Source organism: Streptomyces sp. HmicA12 (assembly GCF_000373565.1).
In the GTDB taxonomy this organism is placed as follows: domain Bacteria; phylum Actinomycetota; class Actinomycetes; order Streptomycetales; family Streptomycetaceae; genus Streptomyces.
The window spans coordinates 146,246-160,843 of record NZ_KB891808.1 but is presented as its reverse complement, the minus strand read 5'-3'; the positions used below and the strand labels follow the sequence as shown (position 1 = coordinate 160,843).

14 protein-coding genes are annotated in these 14,598 nt (G+C 72.2%); 5 read left to right on the top strand and 9 right to left on the bottom strand.

Translation table 11 applies throughout. From position 1 onward, the window contains the following. Positions 1 to 45 precede the first annotated feature (45 nt). The 5 genes from cimA to B072_RS0117830 all read right to left on the bottom strand — a co-directional run bounded on the left by cimA (position 46) and on the right by B072_RS0117830 (position 5,839). Positions 46 to 1,686 carry a citramalate synthase gene (cimA, locus tag B072_RS0117850; RefSeq protein WP_026245974.1) on the bottom strand — a complete coding sequence of 547 codons (1,641 nt, stop codon included), beginning with the start codon at positions 1,684 to 1,686 and terminating at the stop codon, positions 46 to 48. A gap of 297 nt (positions 1,687 to 1,983) precedes the next feature. Continuing rightward, positions 1,984 to 3,303, bottom strand: coding sequence for an MFS transporter (locus B072_RS0117845; RefSeq protein ID WP_018531323.1), 1,320 nt, complete (start codon positions 3,301 to 3,303; stop codon positions 1,984 to 1,986). A 190-nt stretch (positions 3,304 to 3,493) separates the two neighbouring features. Continuing rightward, positions 3,494 to 4,141, bottom strand: a complete 648-nt coding sequence (gene pcp, locus B072_RS0117840; protein WP_018531322.1) for a pyroglutamyl-peptidase I — start codon at positions 4,139 to 4,141, stop codon at positions 3,494 to 3,496. A gap of 10 nt (positions 4,142 to 4,151) precedes the next feature. Further along, entirely contained in the window at positions 4,152 to 5,114 is a 963-nt protein-coding gene (locus B072_RS0117835; protein ID WP_018531321.1) for a DUF979 domain-containing protein, read from the bottom strand. Then, positions 5,111 to 5,839 (bottom strand): DUF969 domain-containing protein, encoded by a 729-nt coding sequence (locus tag B072_RS0117830; RefSeq protein WP_018531320.1) that lies wholly within the window; start codon positions 5,837 to 5,839, stop codon positions 5,111 to 5,113. Before B072_RS0117830 ends, B072_RS0117835 begins: the two co-directional genes overlap by 4 nt. Positions 5,840 to 6,008: 169 nt before the next feature. Between B072_RS0117830 and B072_RS0117825 the strand changes: the two genes are divergently transcribed. The 3 genes from B072_RS0117825 to B072_RS0117815 are packed head-to-tail and all read left to right on the top strand — an operon-like array spanning position 6,009 to position 8,313. Then, a complete protein-coding gene (locus tag B072_RS0117825; RefSeq protein ID WP_026245973.1) occupies positions 6,009 to 6,761 on the top strand; it encodes a LamB/YcsF family protein in 753 nt (250 codons plus the stop codon). An 8-nt stretch (positions 6,762 to 6,769) separates the two neighbouring features. Beyond that, positions 6,770 to 7,456, top strand: coding sequence for a 5-oxoprolinase subunit B family protein (locus tag B072_RS0117820; RefSeq protein ID WP_051127218.1), 687 nt, complete (start codon positions 6,770 to 6,772; stop codon positions 7,454 to 7,456). After that, positions 7,453 to 8,313, top strand: coding sequence for a biotin-dependent carboxyltransferase family protein (locus B072_RS0117815; RefSeq protein WP_018531317.1), 861 nt, complete (start codon positions 7,453 to 7,455; stop codon positions 8,311 to 8,313). Before B072_RS0117820 ends, B072_RS0117815 begins: the two co-directional genes overlap by 4 nt. On the opposite strand, the gene B072_RS0117810 is transcribed toward B072_RS0117815, so the two are convergent. From B072_RS0117810 to ureA, 4 genes are read right to left on the bottom strand one after another with little or no spacing between them, the layout of a single operon-like run. Then, on the bottom strand, positions 8,297 to 8,857 hold the full coding sequence (locus B072_RS0117810) for a TetR/AcrR family transcriptional regulator (RefSeq protein WP_051127217.1): 561 nt from the start codon (positions 8,855 to 8,857) through the stop codon (positions 8,297 to 8,299). The two genes, B072_RS0117815 and B072_RS0117810, sit on opposite strands and share 17 nt — an antisense overlap. 55 nt (positions 8,858 to 8,912) lie before the next feature. Next, entirely contained in the window at positions 8,913 to 9,938 is a 1,026-nt protein-coding gene (locus B072_RS0117805) for an agmatine deiminase family protein (protein ID WP_018531315.1), read from the bottom strand. Between the two features lie 10 nt (positions 9,939 to 9,948). Then, complete coding sequence (locus B072_RS0117800; RefSeq protein WP_018531314.1) at positions 9,949 to 11,661, bottom strand: urease subunit alpha; 1,713 nt, start codon at positions 11,659 to 11,661, stop codon at positions 9,949 to 9,951. Further along, positions 11,658 to 12,383 carry an urease subunit gamma gene (gene ureA / locus B072_RS43375; RefSeq protein ID WP_018531313.1) on the bottom strand — a complete coding sequence of 242 codons (726 nt, stop codon included), beginning with the start codon at positions 12,381 to 12,383 and terminating at the stop codon, positions 11,658 to 11,660. The genes B072_RS0117800 and ureA overlap by 4 nt, the downstream gene beginning before the upstream one ends. A gap of 156 nt (positions 12,384 to 12,539) precedes the next feature. Here ureA and B072_RS0117790 point away from each other — a divergent pair, with 156 nt between their 5' ends. Both B072_RS0117790 and B072_RS0117785 read left to right on the top strand, forming a co-directional pair. After that, positions 12,540 to 13,247 carry a TetR/AcrR family transcriptional regulator gene (locus tag B072_RS0117790; RefSeq protein WP_018531312.1) on the top strand — a complete coding sequence of 236 codons (708 nt, stop codon included), beginning with the start codon at positions 12,540 to 12,542 and terminating at the stop codon, positions 13,245 to 13,247. A gap of 155 nt (positions 13,248 to 13,402) precedes the next feature. After that, positions 13,403 to 14,587: an FAD-dependent oxidoreductase gene (locus B072_RS0117785; protein WP_018531311.1), complete on the top strand. Its 1,185-nt coding sequence runs from the start codon at positions 13,403 to 13,405 to the stop codon at positions 14,585 to 14,587. Positions 14,588 to 14,598 lie beyond the last annotated feature (11 nt).

Here is a 14,598-nt window from a genome sequence, read left to right as displayed (position 1 = left end):
GACCCCGCTCCTCGATCGCCGGAGGGGCTCCAGAGAAGGGCCGGCCTACTCGACCGGCTCGACCCCGGCCCGCAGCAACCCGTACGTGTACGCGTCCTCAAGGGCACCCCACGACGCCGCGATCACGTTCTCCGCGACACCGACCGTGGACCACTCGCCCGAGCCGTCGCCCGTGGAGATCAGGACGCGGGTCGTGGAGGACGTGCCGTGCTTGCCCTCCAGGATGCGGACCTTGTAGTCGAGCAGCTCCAGCTTGGCGAGCTGCGGGTAGATGCGCTCCAGGCCGACGCGCAGGGCGCGGTCCAGGGCGTTGACCGGGCCGTTGCCCTCCGCCGTGGCGACGATGCGCTCGCCCTTGGCCCACAGCTTGACCGTGGCCTCGTTGGCGTGGGTGCCGTCGGGGCGGTCCTCGACGATCGCCCGCCAGGACTCGACGCGGAAGTACTTGCGCTCCCGGCCCTCGGCCTCGGCACGCAGCAGCAGTTCGAAGGAGGCGTCGGCGGCCTCGTACGTGTAGCCCTTGAGCTCGCGCTCCTTGACGCGCGCGACGACCCGGCCGACCAGTTCGCGGTCGCCGCCGAGGTCGACGCCGAGCTCCTTGCCCTTGAGCTCGATGGAGGCGCGGCCCGCCATGTCGGAGACCAGCATGCGGATGCGGTTGCCGACCAGCTCGGGGTCGATGTGCTGGTACAGGTCCGGGTCGACCTTGATGGCGGAGGCGTGCAGGCCCGCCTTGTGCGCGAAGGCCGAGACGCCGACGTAGGGCTGGTGCGTGGACGGGGTGAGGTTCACGACCTCGGCGATGGCGTGCGAGATGCGGGTCATCTCGCTGAGCGCGCCGTCGGGCAGGACCTTCTTGCCGTACTTGAGCTCCAGGGCGGCGACGACGGGGAACAGGTTGGAGTTGCCGACCCGCTCGCCGTAGCCGTTGGCCGTGCACTGGACGTGGGTGGCGCCCGCGTCGACGGCTGCCAGGGTGTTGGCGACGGCGCAGCCCGTGTCGTCCTGGGCGTGGATGCCGAGCCGGGCGCCGGTGTCGTCGAGGACGGTGTGCACGATCGCCTGGACCTGGGCGGGCAGCATGCCGCCGTTGGTGTCGCACAGGACGACGACGGAGGCGCCGGCCTCGTGCGCGGTGCGGACGACCGACTTCGCGTACTCGGGGTTGGCGCGGTAGCCGTCGAAGAAGTGCTCGCAGTCGACGAAGACGCGGCGGCCCTGGGACACCAGGTACGAGACGGAGTCCCGGACCATCTCCAGGTTCTCCTCCAGCGTCGTGCGCAGCGCCAGTTCGACATGCCGGTCGTGCGACTTGGCGACCAGGCAGATCACCGGGGCGCCGGAGTCGAGGAGGGCCTTGACCTGCGGGTCCTCGCTCGCCTTGGCGTTCGCGCGGCGGGTCGCGCCGAAGGCGACCAGCTGCGCGTGCTTGAAGTCGATCTCCTCCTGCGCGCGGGCGAAGAACTCGGTGTCGCGGGGGTTGGCGCCGGGCCAGCCGCCCTCGATGAAGCCCACGCCGAAGTCGTCCAGGTGCCGTGCGATGGTCAGCTTGTCCGCGACGGTGAGGTTGATGCCCTCGCGCTGCGCGCCGTCGCGCAGCGTCGTGTCGAAGACATGGAAAGCGTCGTTGGGTTCGTCGAGTTCGCCGGTGGAAACGCCGGTGCGTTCGCTCGGGCTGCTGCTCATGCTGATCTGGCTCCTGATCGGGATCTCGGTCTTCGTACCGGAAGGACCGGCTCCACCGTCCATCTATGATCCCCCGCGCTCTTCTCCCGGCTGAGGGTGGGCCGAGAAACAGAAAAACCCCTCGCGGGTGCGAGAGGTCTGCGCGCGGGTCGAGGACGACGGTGTCCGCCCGTACCTGGTCGTACGAGGCGGTCACTGCGGACCGGCGCGCCTGCTGCCAATAATCATGGCGAACGAGAGCACGCCCGCAGTCTGCCACAGCCCGGGCGGGGCCCGGGCCGTGGTCTCACGATGCGGTCAGAGCGCCGGTTCCAGCGGGGAATCGGCCGAATCCGCGTCCTTGACCCGGTTCAGGTCGATGTCACGCGTCTCGCGCATGCTCAGGTAGACGATCAGCGACACGGCCGCGCATCCGGCGACGTACCAGTAGAAGCCCGACTCCATGCCGCCGTCCTTGAACCACAGGGCGACGTACTCGGCGGTGCCGCCGAACAGCGCGTTGGCGATGGCGTACGGCAGGGCGACGCCGAGGGCGCGGATGCCGGTCGGGAAGAGCTCGGCCTTCACGCAGGCGTTGATGGAGGTGTAGCCGGTGACGACGACCAGCGCGAGCAGGGACAGACCGAGGGCCGGCCAGAAGGAGCCCGCGTGCTGGAGCAGCGTCATGATCGGGACCGTCAGGAAGGTCGACCCGACGGCGAAGGTGATCAGGAGCGGGCGGCGCCCGATGCGGTCGGAGAGGGCGCCGGCCAGCGGCTGCAGGCAGGCGAAGACGATGAGCGCGCAGAAGGAGACGAGGGTGGCGGTCTCCTTGCTCAACCCCGCCGAATTGGACAGGTACTTGGTGAGGTACGTGGTGTACGTGTAGTACGCCACGGTGCCGCCCATGGTCAGCGCGATGACGAGGAACGCCTCGCGCTTGTGCGCCCACAGCGCCTTGAGGGTGCCCTTGTCGTCGGCGGAGGTGACGCCGTCGTCGGCGGACTCCGCGTAGACCTCGGTCTCCAGCATGGAGCGGCGCAGCCAGAAGATGATGGCGGCGCCGAGCGCGCCGATGATGAACGGGATGCGCCAGCCCCAGCTGTGCAGGGCGCCGTCGGTCATGGTGCGCTGGAGCAGGATCATCAGCCCGAGCCCGACGATCTGCCCGGCGGTCATGGACACGTACTGGAAGCTGGACGCGAAGCCGCGCCGCTTCGGGTCGGAGGCCTCGGTCAGGTACGTGGCGCTGGCCGCGTACTCGCCGCCGACCGAGAGTCCTTGCAGGAGGCGGGCGATGAGCAGGACGACGGCGCCGCCGTACCCGGCGACTGCGTAGGTCGGCGCGACGGCGATGAGTACGGCGGACGCGGACATGAGCGTGACCGTGAGGGTCAGCGCGGCCTTGCGGCCCTTGCGGTCACCGACCCGTCCGAGCAGCCAGCCGCCGACCGGCCGCATGAAGAACCCGACGGCGAAGATGCCGGCGGTGTTCATCAGCTGGGCGGTCGGATTGCCGTCGGGGAAGAAGGCCCCCGCGAAGTAGGTCGCGAAGCTCGCGTACACGAACCAGTCGAACCACTCGACCATGTTCCCGGCCGACCCGACCAGGATCTTCTTCCATTGCTCTCGTCCCATGACGGGCCACCCTCCGTGATCGTTCCCGCCGGTGACAAGGGTGTACGGAGCAACGGTCCTGTGTACTTGTGTTCTTTGTGGTCACGGTGGCGCCCCTGGGCGAGCGGAGCTCGCTCCCAGGGGCGCGGGGACCTGCGCGAGAAGCCCCACCGGGCCCGCACCCGACCACGCACAGCCGGAGCTACGGCACCTAGTGCGTAGCCCCCTCCGAGACCCGCAGATCCTCCCCGGTGACCGCGGCAGCGGTGAGCAGCGCCGCGACGCCCCGCGCGACGAGGTCCACCGACAGGCTCGGCGCCGAGCCGTCCACCACCTGCTCCGGCGCCCACGGCACATGCGCGAACCCGCCCCGTGCGTCGGGCAGTTCGGTGGCCAGGAGATGGGCGAGGCCGTACGCGACGTGGTTGCACACGAACGTCCCGGCGGTGTTCGACACGGCGGCCGGCACCCCCGCGGAGCGCACCGCCGCGACGCACGCCTTCACCGGCAGCGTGGAGAAGTACGCGGCAGGACCGCCCGGCACCACGGGCTCGTCGATGGGCCGGGCTCCGGCGTTGTCGGGGATGCGGGCGTCGTCGACGTTGACCGCGACGCGCTCCACGGTGACCGCGGTCCGCCCGCCCGCCTGGCCGAGGCAGAGCACGAGCTCGGGCTCGGTCTCGTCGATCGCGGCACGCAGGGCACGGACCGACTCCCCGAAGACGCAAGGGAGTCGGACCGCGGTGACGGTCAGCCCTTCCGGGGGCGCGGCGGCGACCAGCTCGGCCACCTGCCAGGACGGGTTCACGGACGCGCCGCCGAAGGGTTCGAATCCGGTGAGCAGAACTCGGGTTGCCACTGTTTCTCCCTCAGACCGCGAAGAGTGCCATGAACACGATGTTGCAGCCGAGCAGCGCGAGCGCCGTCGGCAGCTGCGCCTTGATCGGCCCGTACTGGTCCTTCAGTTCGAGCAGCGACGCGGGGACGATGTTGAAGTTGGCCGCCATCGGCGTGCAGAGGGTGCCGCTGAACCCGGCGAGCATGCCGATGGCGAGGACCGCCACCTCGTTGCCGTGCATCTGCTGGATGAGCACGGGCCAGCCGATCGCCGCGGTCATCACCGGGAACGCCGCGAACGCGTTGCCCATGATCAGCGTGAACAGGAACATGCCGACGCAGTACGCGAGCACGGCGGCGTACTTGGAGCCTTCGGGGAGGACGTCGTCGACGAGTTTGCCGACCTGGGTGCCGACCCCGGCGACGGCGAAGATCGAGCCGAGGACGGACAGGAGCTGCGGAAGGAGCAGCGCCGAGCCCATCGACTCCAGCATCGAGCGGCCGGAGTGCAGCGGCACGGACAGCTTGCGCTCGCCCGTCACCAGCATGCCGACGATCAGCGCGACGACGCAGCCGACGCCGAGCCCGATGAGCGTGGCCTTTCCGGTCTCGAACAGGCCGGACTCGTCGAGGAAGGAGGCGCAGACGATGGCCACGAGGGGGATCGTCAGCGCGGGGACGAAGAGCTTGTTGCCGAGCCTCGCCGCCGATGCCTCGCGCTCCTCGCCCGTGGTCGTCACGGGCACGCCCTTGCCGATGAAGTTGAACCCGGCGAGCACGATGAGCGCGAGGACGGCGACGCCGAGCGGTTCGGCGGGCAGGGTGAACCCTTCGGTGCCGGTGACTCCGGTGCCGTAGGGGAAGGTGAGCCCGAGCAGTCCCCAGAAGGCGGCGGACGTCCAGCGCTTGGGGTTGGTGCGGTCCTTCGCCATCTGCACCGCCATGACGACGAAGACGAGACCGACGAGCCAGTACAGCCATTCGACCCTGATCACTTGCCGGCCTCCTCGGTCGTCGCGGGCAGGGGGAAGTCGTTCTCGGCGGCCGCGAGGGCCATTTCGCGCTCCAGCTTCTTGTCGAGCAGGAGCAGCCGGGCGCCGTGGATGACGAAGGCGCAGACCGCCGACGGGATGGCCCACAGGGCGAGTTGGGTGGGTTCGAGGTCCTGGTGGTACGTGGAGTTCACGAAACCGGTGATCAGCAGGATCGAGCCGATCGCGATGAAGCAGTCCTCGCCGAAGAAGAGGCCGACGTTGTCGGCGGACGCGGAGTAGGAGCGGACCTTCTCGCGCAGCCGGTCGGGCAGCTTGGCGCCCACGGTGCGCTCGGCGGCGGCCTCGGCCATGGGTGCGACGAGCGGGCGCACGGTCTGGGCCGGGCCGCCGAGGTTGTTGAGCCCGAAGGCCGCGGTGACCTGGCGGACCAGCAGGTACACGGTGAGGAAGCGGCCGGCGCTGAGGCTGCCCAGCTTGCCGATCAGGGTGCGGGCCTGTTCCCGCAGGCCGTACCGCTCCAGGAGTCCGATCACCGGAAGCACGATGGCGAACACGGTGACGGACCGGCTGTCGGCGAACGCCTTGCCGAAGGCGGCGAGGATCTCCTGCGGATCCATCCTGCCGAGCAGCCCGGTGACTATGCCGGCGACGCCGACGACGAGGACGGGATTGCGGCGCGTGACGAATCCGAGGATCACCACGAGCACGCCGAGTAGAACGATCATGCGGCGGCCTTCACGGGGGGCGGTGGGGGGACGCCCGGACCCTAGGTGATTGTTGAACGATCGAACAAGGGGTGTCCGATAAGCGGACGCCAGGAAGCCGACAGCGCCGCAAAACGGGCTCTTGTCGAATCGTTCAACAATCGCCTACGTTGAGACCGTGCCTCAGAACGTGATCGACCTCAACGCGGATCTCGGCGAGGGCTTCGGCCGCTGGACCCTCACCGACGACGAGGCCCTGCTCTCCGTCGTCACCAGTGCCAACGTCGCCTGCGGCTTCCACGCGGGTGATCCGAGCGTGATGCGCCGGGTCTGCGAGCGCGCGGCCGAGCGCGGTGTGCGGATCGGCGCGCAGGTCTCGTACCGCGACCTCGCCGGATTCGGGCGGCGCGCCATGGACGTACCGGCGGACGAGCTGGCGGCCGAAGTGGCGTACCAGATCGGCGCGTTGAGGGTGTTCGCGGAGGCGGCCGGGGCCACGGTCGCGTACGTGAAGCCGCACGGCGCGCTCTACAACCGCACGGTGCGCGACGACGAACAGGCCCGCGCCGTGATCGCGGGCGTCCAGCTGGCGGGCGGCGCACTCCCCGTGCTCGGCCTGCCCGGATCGCGTCTGCTGGCCGTCGCCGGGGAGGCGGGCCTCACCCCGGTCCGCGAGGCCTTCGCCGACCGCGCGTACACCCCCGAGGGCACCCTCGTCCCGCGCCGCGAGCCGCACGCCGTGGTCGAGGACGCCGACGCGGTGGTGCGCCGCTCCGTCGGCTTCGCCGTGGACGGCGGGGTCGAGGCGGTCGACGGTACGCGCGTCGCGGTCGCCGCCCGTTCGCTGTGCGTGCACGGCGACACCCCGGGCGCGGCCCGGATCGCGGCGCGGGTGCGCGCGGCCCTGGAGGACGCCGGGGTCACCGTGGGTGCGTTCGCGTGAGCGGCGACATGGTGGTGCGCCCCGCCGGGCGGCACGCCCTGCTCGTGGAGCTGCCGGACGGCGAGCGCGCCGGCGCTTTGCACGCGGAACTGCTGCGCCGCCGCGCGGCCGGCACCCTGCCGCCGGTCGCGGAGATCGTGCCCGGCGCGCGCACGGTCCTGCTCGACGGCGTACCGGACCCCGAGCCACTGGCACGCCAACTCGCGGACTGGGACGTGCCGTTGACGCCCCCCGCGGACGGCGACGTCGTCACGATCCCCGTCGTCTACGACGGCCCGGACCTGGCCGACGTGGCCGCGCTCTGGGGTGTCGCCGAGGACGAGGTGGCCGCGCTGCACTCCTCGTACACGTACCGCGTCGCCTTCTGCGGCTTCGCCCCCGGCTTCGGTTACCTGACCGGCCTGCCGGAGCACCTCCACGTCCCGCGCCGCGCCACCCCGCGCACCAGGGTCCCGGCGGGCGCGGTGGCCCTCGCGGGCCCGTACTCGGCGGTGTACCCGAGGTCGACGCCGGGCGGCTGGCAGATCATCGGCACGATGCCGGATCCGACTCCGCTGTGGGACCCGGCCAAGGAGCGGGCGGCGCTGCTGACGCCCGGAACGCTGGTCCGGTATCTGCCCCTGTCACGGGGCTCCGCCCCGGACCCAGCTCCTCAATCGCCGGAGGGGCTTGAGGGGAACGGCGGGACCCCATGACCACCAAACTGACCGTCACCCGCCCAGGGGCGCTGACCACGATCCAGGACGCCGGCCGCCAAGGCCATGCCCACCTGGGAGTCCCCCGCAGCGGCGCCCTGGACGCGCCCGCGATGCGCCTGGCCAACAGGCTGGCCGGCAACCCGGAGGGCGCCGCCGTCCTGGAGACCACCCTGACCGGCTGCGCGCTGCGCCCCGACCACCCGGTCACGGTCGTCGTCGGCGGCGCCCCCTGCCCGGTCACCGTGAACGGCCGCCCCGCACCGTGGGGCACCCCGGTGCGCGTCCCGGCCGGGGCCGTCCTCGACGCGGGTACGGCGACGGCGGGCCTGCGCTCGTACCTCGCCGTGGCCGGCGGCATCGCCGTGGAGGCGACCCTCGGCAGCCGCGCCACCGACCTCCTGTCGGGCCTCGGCCCGGCCCCGCTCGCGACGGGCACCGTGCTCCCCGTGGGCCCGGCGCCGCACTCCCCCGCGCTCCCGGCGGCCGCGCCCTGGCCGGCCCCGCCGGCCGAGCTCGTCCTGCCGGTGCGGCTCGGCCCGCGCACGGACTGGTTCACCGGGGCGGGCCTGCGGACGTTCCTGTCGGCGACGTTCACCGTCTCGCCGCACAGCAACCGCATCGGCCTGCGCACCGAAGGCCCGTCCCTGAAATGGAAGGTGGAGACCGAACTGCCGAGCGAGGGCATGGTGCTCGGCGCGGTGCAGGTGCCGCCGGACGGCCGCCCGGTGGTCTTCCTGCACGATCACCCGACGACCGGCGGCTACCCGGTGATCGCGGTCGTCGCGGAGGAGGCCCTCGCGGCGGCGGCGCAGGCGGTGCCGGGCACCCCGGTGCGCTTCACGACGGGCCGCTGACCGGGGCGGCGAGCCCGTCGTCCAGGAACTCCCGTACGTGGTCGAGGACTTGAGCCCGGTCGGCCCCGCGGAGCCCGATCACCACATGGATCGAGAACCCGTCGAGCATCGCCCGCAGCCGGGCCGCGAACCGGTCCGGGTCGACGCCGGTGCGGAACTCGCCGCGCGAGATCCCCTCGGCGAGCAGCGCCACCAGATCGCGGTGCCAGGCCCCCTCGATGGCGGCCTGGCGGGCACGGGCGTCGCCGTCGGCCTTCTGCGAGCGGTTGAACACCTCCAGCCACAGCGACCAGTGCGGGTCCCGGTGTCCGTCGGGCACGTACAGATCGGCGTACGCGTCGACGCGCTCGCGCGCGCTGCCGTCGCCCACCAGCAACTCCCGCCGTTTCGCGCCGAGTTGGCCCTCGCTCCACTCAAGGGTGCGCAGCAGCAGCTCGTCCTTGGAGCCGAAGTGGTACGCGAGGTGCCCGCTGCTCATGCCGACCTCGCGCCCGAGCGCGGCCAGGGTGAGCTTCTCCAGGCCGCTCTCGGCGATCATCGCCATGGTCGCGGCGAGCACGTTCTCGCGCGGCGGGGCGGGGGTGTGGCGGCGGGTCACCTCAGTTCCCCGGGACGGGCTGCTGCTGCGTGATGCAGTGGATGCCGCCGCCTGCCGCGAAGATCGTGCGCGCGTCGACGAGCGTGACCGTCCGCCGCGGGAAGAGGCGGCGGAAGATCGCGGCGGCCTTCTCGTCGTTCGGGTCGTCGAAGCCGCACAGGACCACGCCGTCGTTGCAGAGGTAGTGGTTGATGTACGAGTAGTCGACCCAGCCCTCGTCGTCGGTGAGGACGGTCGGGGCCGGGACCTCGACGATCTCCAGGGGGCGGCCCTGCGCGTCGGTCTGCCCGGACAGGACGCCGATGATCTCCCTGCTGACCTCGAAGTCGGGGTGGGCGGGGTCCTGCTGCGAGTGGACCAGGACGACGCCGGGCGCGGCGAACGCGGCGACGATGTCGACGTGCCCGCGGGTGCCGAACTGGCCGTAGTCGCCGGTGAGTCCGCGCGGCAGCCAGATGGCCTTCGTCGTGCCGATGCGGGCGTGGATCTCGGCCTCGACGTCCTCCTTCGACCGGTCCCCGTTGCGGTCCGGGTCGAGCTGCACGGTCTCGGTGAGGAGTACGGTGCCCTCGCCGTCGACGTGGATGCCGCCGCCCTCGTTCACCAGGGGCGAGGAGTGCACGGGGATCCCGGTCAGGTCGGCGACATGGCGGGCGATCTTCGCGTCGTGCTCCCAGCGGGCCCAGTCCTGCGCGCCCCAGCCGTTGAACGTCCAGTCGACGGCGGCCAGTTCGCCCGACTCCGCGTGCTTCACGAACGTGGGACCGATGTCCCGCATCCACGCGTCGTCCAGGTCACGCTCGGCCAACTCGACCGCGGGGTCGAGGAGTTCGCGGGCCGATGCCTCCTGGCCCGGTCCGACGACCATCGTCACCGGCTCGTACGCGCGCACGGCGTCGGCCACCGCGGCCCACGCGGCGCGGGCCTCGGCGAGCTCCTGGTCGTCGGCGAAGGTCGGGTTGGGGCTCGGCCACGCCATCCAGGTGCGCTCGTGCGGGGCCCACTCGGGCGGCATCACGTAGGTCATGACAGAAACCTCAGAGGAAGTAGAGACGGTTGAGGGAGACGGAGTCGGCCGGCTCGGACCGCAGCGGCTCGCCGTCGAGAGTGACCAGGCCGGTGCGCTGGTCCACGTCGACGGCACCCGTACGGGAGTTGAACCTGAGGTCCGCCGGGCCGATGCCGCGGGTGCCGCGCACGGCGACCCGGCGGCGTCGGGTGGGCATCGAGTCGTGGCCGTCGTCGACGGCGGCCTGGGCGACGAAGGCGACGGACAGTTCGGCGGCAGCGGCGCCGTGCGCGCCGAACTGCGGTCCCAGGACGAGGGGTTCGCAGGTGTCGGTGGCCGCGTTCGGGTCGCCGACGACGCCGTACGCGGGGAACCCGGACTTGAGCACGAGCTGCGGCTTCGCGCCGAAGTACTCGGGGCGCCACAGCACGATGTCGGCCATCTTGCCGGGCTCGATGGAGCCGATCTCGTGCGAGAGGCCGTGCGCGATGGCGGGGTTGATGGTCAGCTTCGCCATGTAGCGCAGGACGCGGTCGTTGTCGTGGCCGACTCCGGGGTCGCCGAGCTCGCCCTTCATCTTGCCGGCCATCGCGAAGGTACGGCGGACGGTCTCGCCCGCCCGGCCCATGCCCTGCGCGTCGGACGAGGTGATGCCGATGGCGCCCAGGTCGTGCAGCACGTCCTCGGCGCCCATCGTCCCGGCGCGGATCCGGTCGCGGGCCATGGCGGCGTCTCCCGGCAGGTCGGGCTTGAGGTCGTGGACGGAGACGATCATGCCGTAGTGCTCGGCGACGGCGTCCCGGCCGAAGGGCAGGGTCGGGTTGGTGGACGAGCCGATGACGTTCGCGACGCCCGCCATCTTCAGGACGTTGGGCACGTGGCCGCCGCCGCAGCCCTCGATGTGGAAGGCGTGGATGGTCCGCCCGTCCAGCACCTTCAGGGTGTCCTCGACCGACAGGCACTCGTTCAACCCGTCGCTGTGCAGGGCGACTTGGACGTCGTGCTCCTCGGCGACGCGCAGCGCGGTGTCGAGCGCGCGGGTGTGCGCGCCCATGTCCTCGTGCACCTTGAACCCGCAGGCACCGCCCTCGGCGAGCGCCTCCACGAGCGGGGCGTCGTGCGAGGACGAACCCCGGCCCAGGAAGCCGATGTTGACCGGCCAGGCGTCGAAGGCGGAGAAGGCGTGCTTGAGCGCCCAGGGCGAGTTGACGCCGACGCCCCAGACCGGGCCGAACTCCTGCCCGATGATCGTGGTCACGCCGGAGGCGAGCGAGGCCTCCATGATGCGCGGGGAGAGCAGGTGCACGTGCGTGTCGACGGCTCCGGCGGTGGCGATCAGGCCCTCGCCGGACACGATGGACGTGCCCGTGCCGACCACGACGTCCACGCCGTCGAGGGTGTCCGGGTTCCCGGCCCGGCCGATGGCGTGGATGCGGCCCTCGCGGATGCCGATCGACACCTTGCGGATGCCGAGCGCCGCGTCGATCACGACGACGTTCGAGATGACCACGTCGCAGGTCTCGCGGACGGCGGCGGCCTTCAGGTGCAGTCCGTCGCGGGCGGTCTTGCCGAACCCGGCCAGGAACTCGTCGCCGTACGCCTGTGAGTCGGACTCGACCTTGATCGTGAGCCCGGAGTCACCCAGGCGGACGCGGTCACCGGCGCGCGGGCCGTGCGTGGCCGCGTACTCGTACGGGGTCAGGCGGCGGGCTGCGGCGGGGTGTCCTCCGGGGCGGCTCATCGCGCGGCCTCCTCTTCGTCGGTGCCGGGCTCGTCGATGCCGGGCTGGTCTGTGCCCAGATATCCGCAGGCGGCCGCGCGGCGCAGCGCCTCCTCGCGGGCGCCGGGGGCGTCGAGCGGGCCGTCGACGAGTCCGGCGAACCCGATGGCGATCCGCTCGCCGCCGATCGGCAGGAGACCGACCTCGGCGCTCTCCCCGGGACCGAACCGCACGGAGGAGCCCGCGGGCACCGCGAGCCGCATGCCGTAGGCCTTCGCGCGTACGAAGTCCAGGCGCGGGTTCGCCTCGAAGAAGTGGAAGTGGGAGGTGACCGAGACGGGGACGGACGCGGTGTTGGTCACGGTGAGCGTCGACTCCGGCTCCGGGTCGGCGTGTTCGGGTCCGGGCAGCAGCGCGCCCGGCGCGTTCTCCCCGAGTCCGCCGCCGATCGGGTCGCCCACGATCGCGAGCCGCGACCCGTCGTCGAAGACGGCCTCGACGTGCACCTCGGTGACGACGTCGGCGATGCCGGGCAGCACGTCGTCGGGGCCGAGCACGGAGCGCGCCGCCTCGATCGCCTCCGCGAGCCGCTTCCCGTCGCGGGCCGCCTCGCAGACGGTGTCCGCGATCAGGGCGGTGGCCTCGGGCACGTTGAGCCGCAGGCCGCGGGCCTTGCGTGCCCGGGCCAGCTCCGCGGCGCCGAACAGCAGCAGCCGGTCGCGCTCGGTGGGGGTGAGTCGCACGCCGTCCTACCTCCTCATAGTTTGAACGCCACTCTAAATGCCGGTCGGACAGAAGGAAACCCGGGGCCTTCAGCCTTGTCTCACATCTGCTTGAGCACTGCTCTAAGTGCCGCCCTCAAGGGCGAGGGAGGGAGCGGGGGCGACTACCGTGGGGCCGTGACCAGCAGCGACCGGACCGGCACCGACCGGACGAGCACCCCGCGCAGCCGCCGCGAGCGGCCCGCCAAGCCCGCCCTGAGCCGGAGCGGCATCGTCACCGCCGCCGTGCGCGTCCTGCGCGCGGAAGGGCTCGGCAAGGTGACGATGCGCCGCCTCGCCGGCGAGCTCGACACCGGCCCCGCCTCGCTGTACGTCTACGTCCGCAACACCGACGAGCTGCACGCCGCGGTCCTGGACGCACTCCTCGCCGAGGTGGACCTCTCCCCCGCCCGGGACGGTTCGGGCGACTGGCGCGAGCGGCTGACCCGGCTGCTCACCTCGTACCTGGAGATGCTGTTCCGCTACCCGTCGCTGGCCCGCTCCGCGCTGACCGTCCATCCCTCCGGCGAGCACTACCTGGACCTGGTGGAGGCCGTGCTCGTGCTGCTGCGCGAGGGCGGCGTCTCGGACGCGCGCGCCGCGTGGGGCGTGGACCTGCTGCTGCAACACGCGACCGCGACGGCGGCCGAGCACGCCGGGGACGACAACGGCACGATGGACGCCACGTTCACGGCGATCGCCGAGGCGTCGCCCGCCCGCCACCCGGAGCTCGCCCGGCTCTCCGACCTGCTCGTCGCGGGCGCTCCCGGGCGCAGGAGCTGGGGCTTCGCCACCCTGATCGCGGGCATCGAAGCGGCGCCCGAGCCGCCGCTCGACGCTTCCTGACCCCCGTCTCCGCCCTCCCCTGATCCACCCGGCACCGGCCGCCCTGACCTCCGCTCACTCTCCGACGAACTTGTTCGTTACGAACATGTTCGTTACTGTGGAAGAGAAGAAACGGACACCTCGGACATCACGGGGCGGCGCCCAAGGAGGCCACCATGAACACCACGACCACCACCGTCCCGACCACCCCGGACATCCCCCACCACCCCGTCGCCGTCATCGGCGCCGGACTGGGCGGCCTCGTGCTCGCCCGCGTCCTGCACGTGAACGGCATCGCCTGCACCGTCCTCGACCTGGACGCCTCGGCCGACGCCCGCGCTCAGGGCGGCATGCTCGACCTGCACGAGGAGACGGCCCAGGAGGCGCTGCGCGCGGCCGGCCTCCACGACGACTTCCGCGCCCTCGTCCTCGGCGGCGGCGAGGAGACCCGGGTCATCGCCCCCGACGGCACCCTCGTGAAGCACGAGCCGGACACCGGCGACGGCGGCCGCCCCGAGGTCAACCGCGCCGACCTGCGCCGCCTGCTGCTGAACTCGCTGCCCGACGGCACCATCCGCTGGGGCTCGAAGGTCACCGGCGCCGAGCCCACCGCCGTCCCGGGCCGCCACCTGGTCACCCTCGCCGACGGCGGCCGCTTCACCACGGACCTGCTGATCGGCGCCGACGGGGCCTGGTCCCGGATCCGCCCGCTGCTCACCGACGCCCGTCCCGCGTACACCGGCATCTCGTTCGTGGAGGCCGACGTACTGCCGGGCAACGCGCGGCACGCGGAGGTCGCCGCGTTCACCGGCGGCGGCAGCGCCTTCGTCCTCGGCGACGAGCGCGCCCTGCTCACGCACCGCGAGGGCGACGGCCGCGTCCACACGTACGTCGCGGTGAAGGCGCCCGAGGACTGGCTGGACTCCCTCGACTTCACGGACACGGAGGCGGCGCGCGCCGCGGTCCTCGCCCACTTCGAGGGCTGGGACGACCGGCTGCGCGCCCTGGTCGCGGCCGCCGACGCGCCCCTGGTGCCGCGCCCGATCCACGCCCTGCCGGTCGGCACCTCCTGGGAGCGGGTGCCGGGCGTCACGCTGCTCGGCGACGCGGCGCACCTGATGTCGCCGTTCGCGGGCGAGGGCGCCAACCTCGCCATGTTCGACGGCGCCGAACTGGCCCGCGCGATCATCGAGCACCCCGGCGACGCGGAGGCCGCGCTCACGGCGTACGAGAAGGAGCTGTTCCCGCGCAGCGAGGCGACGGCCGCCGACTCCGCGGGCAACCTCACGATGATGTTCGGCCCGGACGCGCAGCGGAAGCTGCTCGACATGTTCGCGGGGTACGGAGCGGAGCAGGCCTGAGCGGGTCTGAG

Coding starts and splice junctions, on each gene's coding strand:
- B072_RS0117800 (WP_018531314.1), bottom strand. CDS start 11,661: ATGAGCCGCCCCGGAGGACACCCCGCCGCAGCCCGCCGCCTGACCCCG.
- B072_RS0117815 (WP_018531317.1), top strand. CDS start 7,453: ATGACCACCAAACTGACCGTCACCCGCCCAGGGGCGCTGACCACGATC.
- B072_RS0117810 (WP_051127217.1), bottom strand. CDS start 8,857: ATGGCGATGATCGCCGAGAGCGGCCTGGAGAAGCTCACCCTGGCCGCG.
- cimA (WP_026245974.1), bottom strand. CDS start 1,686: ATGAGCAGCAGCCCGAGCGAACGCACCGGCGTTTCCACCGGCGAACTC.
- B072_RS0117805 (WP_018531315.1), bottom strand. CDS start 9,938: ATGACCTACGTGATGCCGCCCGAGTGGGCCCCGCACGAGCGCACCTGG.
- B072_RS0117845 (WP_018531323.1), bottom strand. CDS start 3,303: ATGGGACGAGAGCAATGGAAGAAGATCCTGGTCGGGTCGGCCGGGAAC.
- B072_RS0117830 (WP_018531320.1), bottom strand. CDS start 5,839: ATGATCGTTCTACTCGGCGTGCTCGTGGTGATCCTCGGATTCGTCACG.
- B072_RS0117820 (WP_051127218.1), top strand. CDS start 6,770: ATGGTGGTGCGCCCCGCCGGGCGGCACGCCCTGCTCGTGGAGCTGCCG.
- B072_RS0117785 (WP_018531311.1), top strand. CDS start 13,403: ATGAACACCACGACCACCACCGTCCCGACCACCCCGGACATCCCCCAC.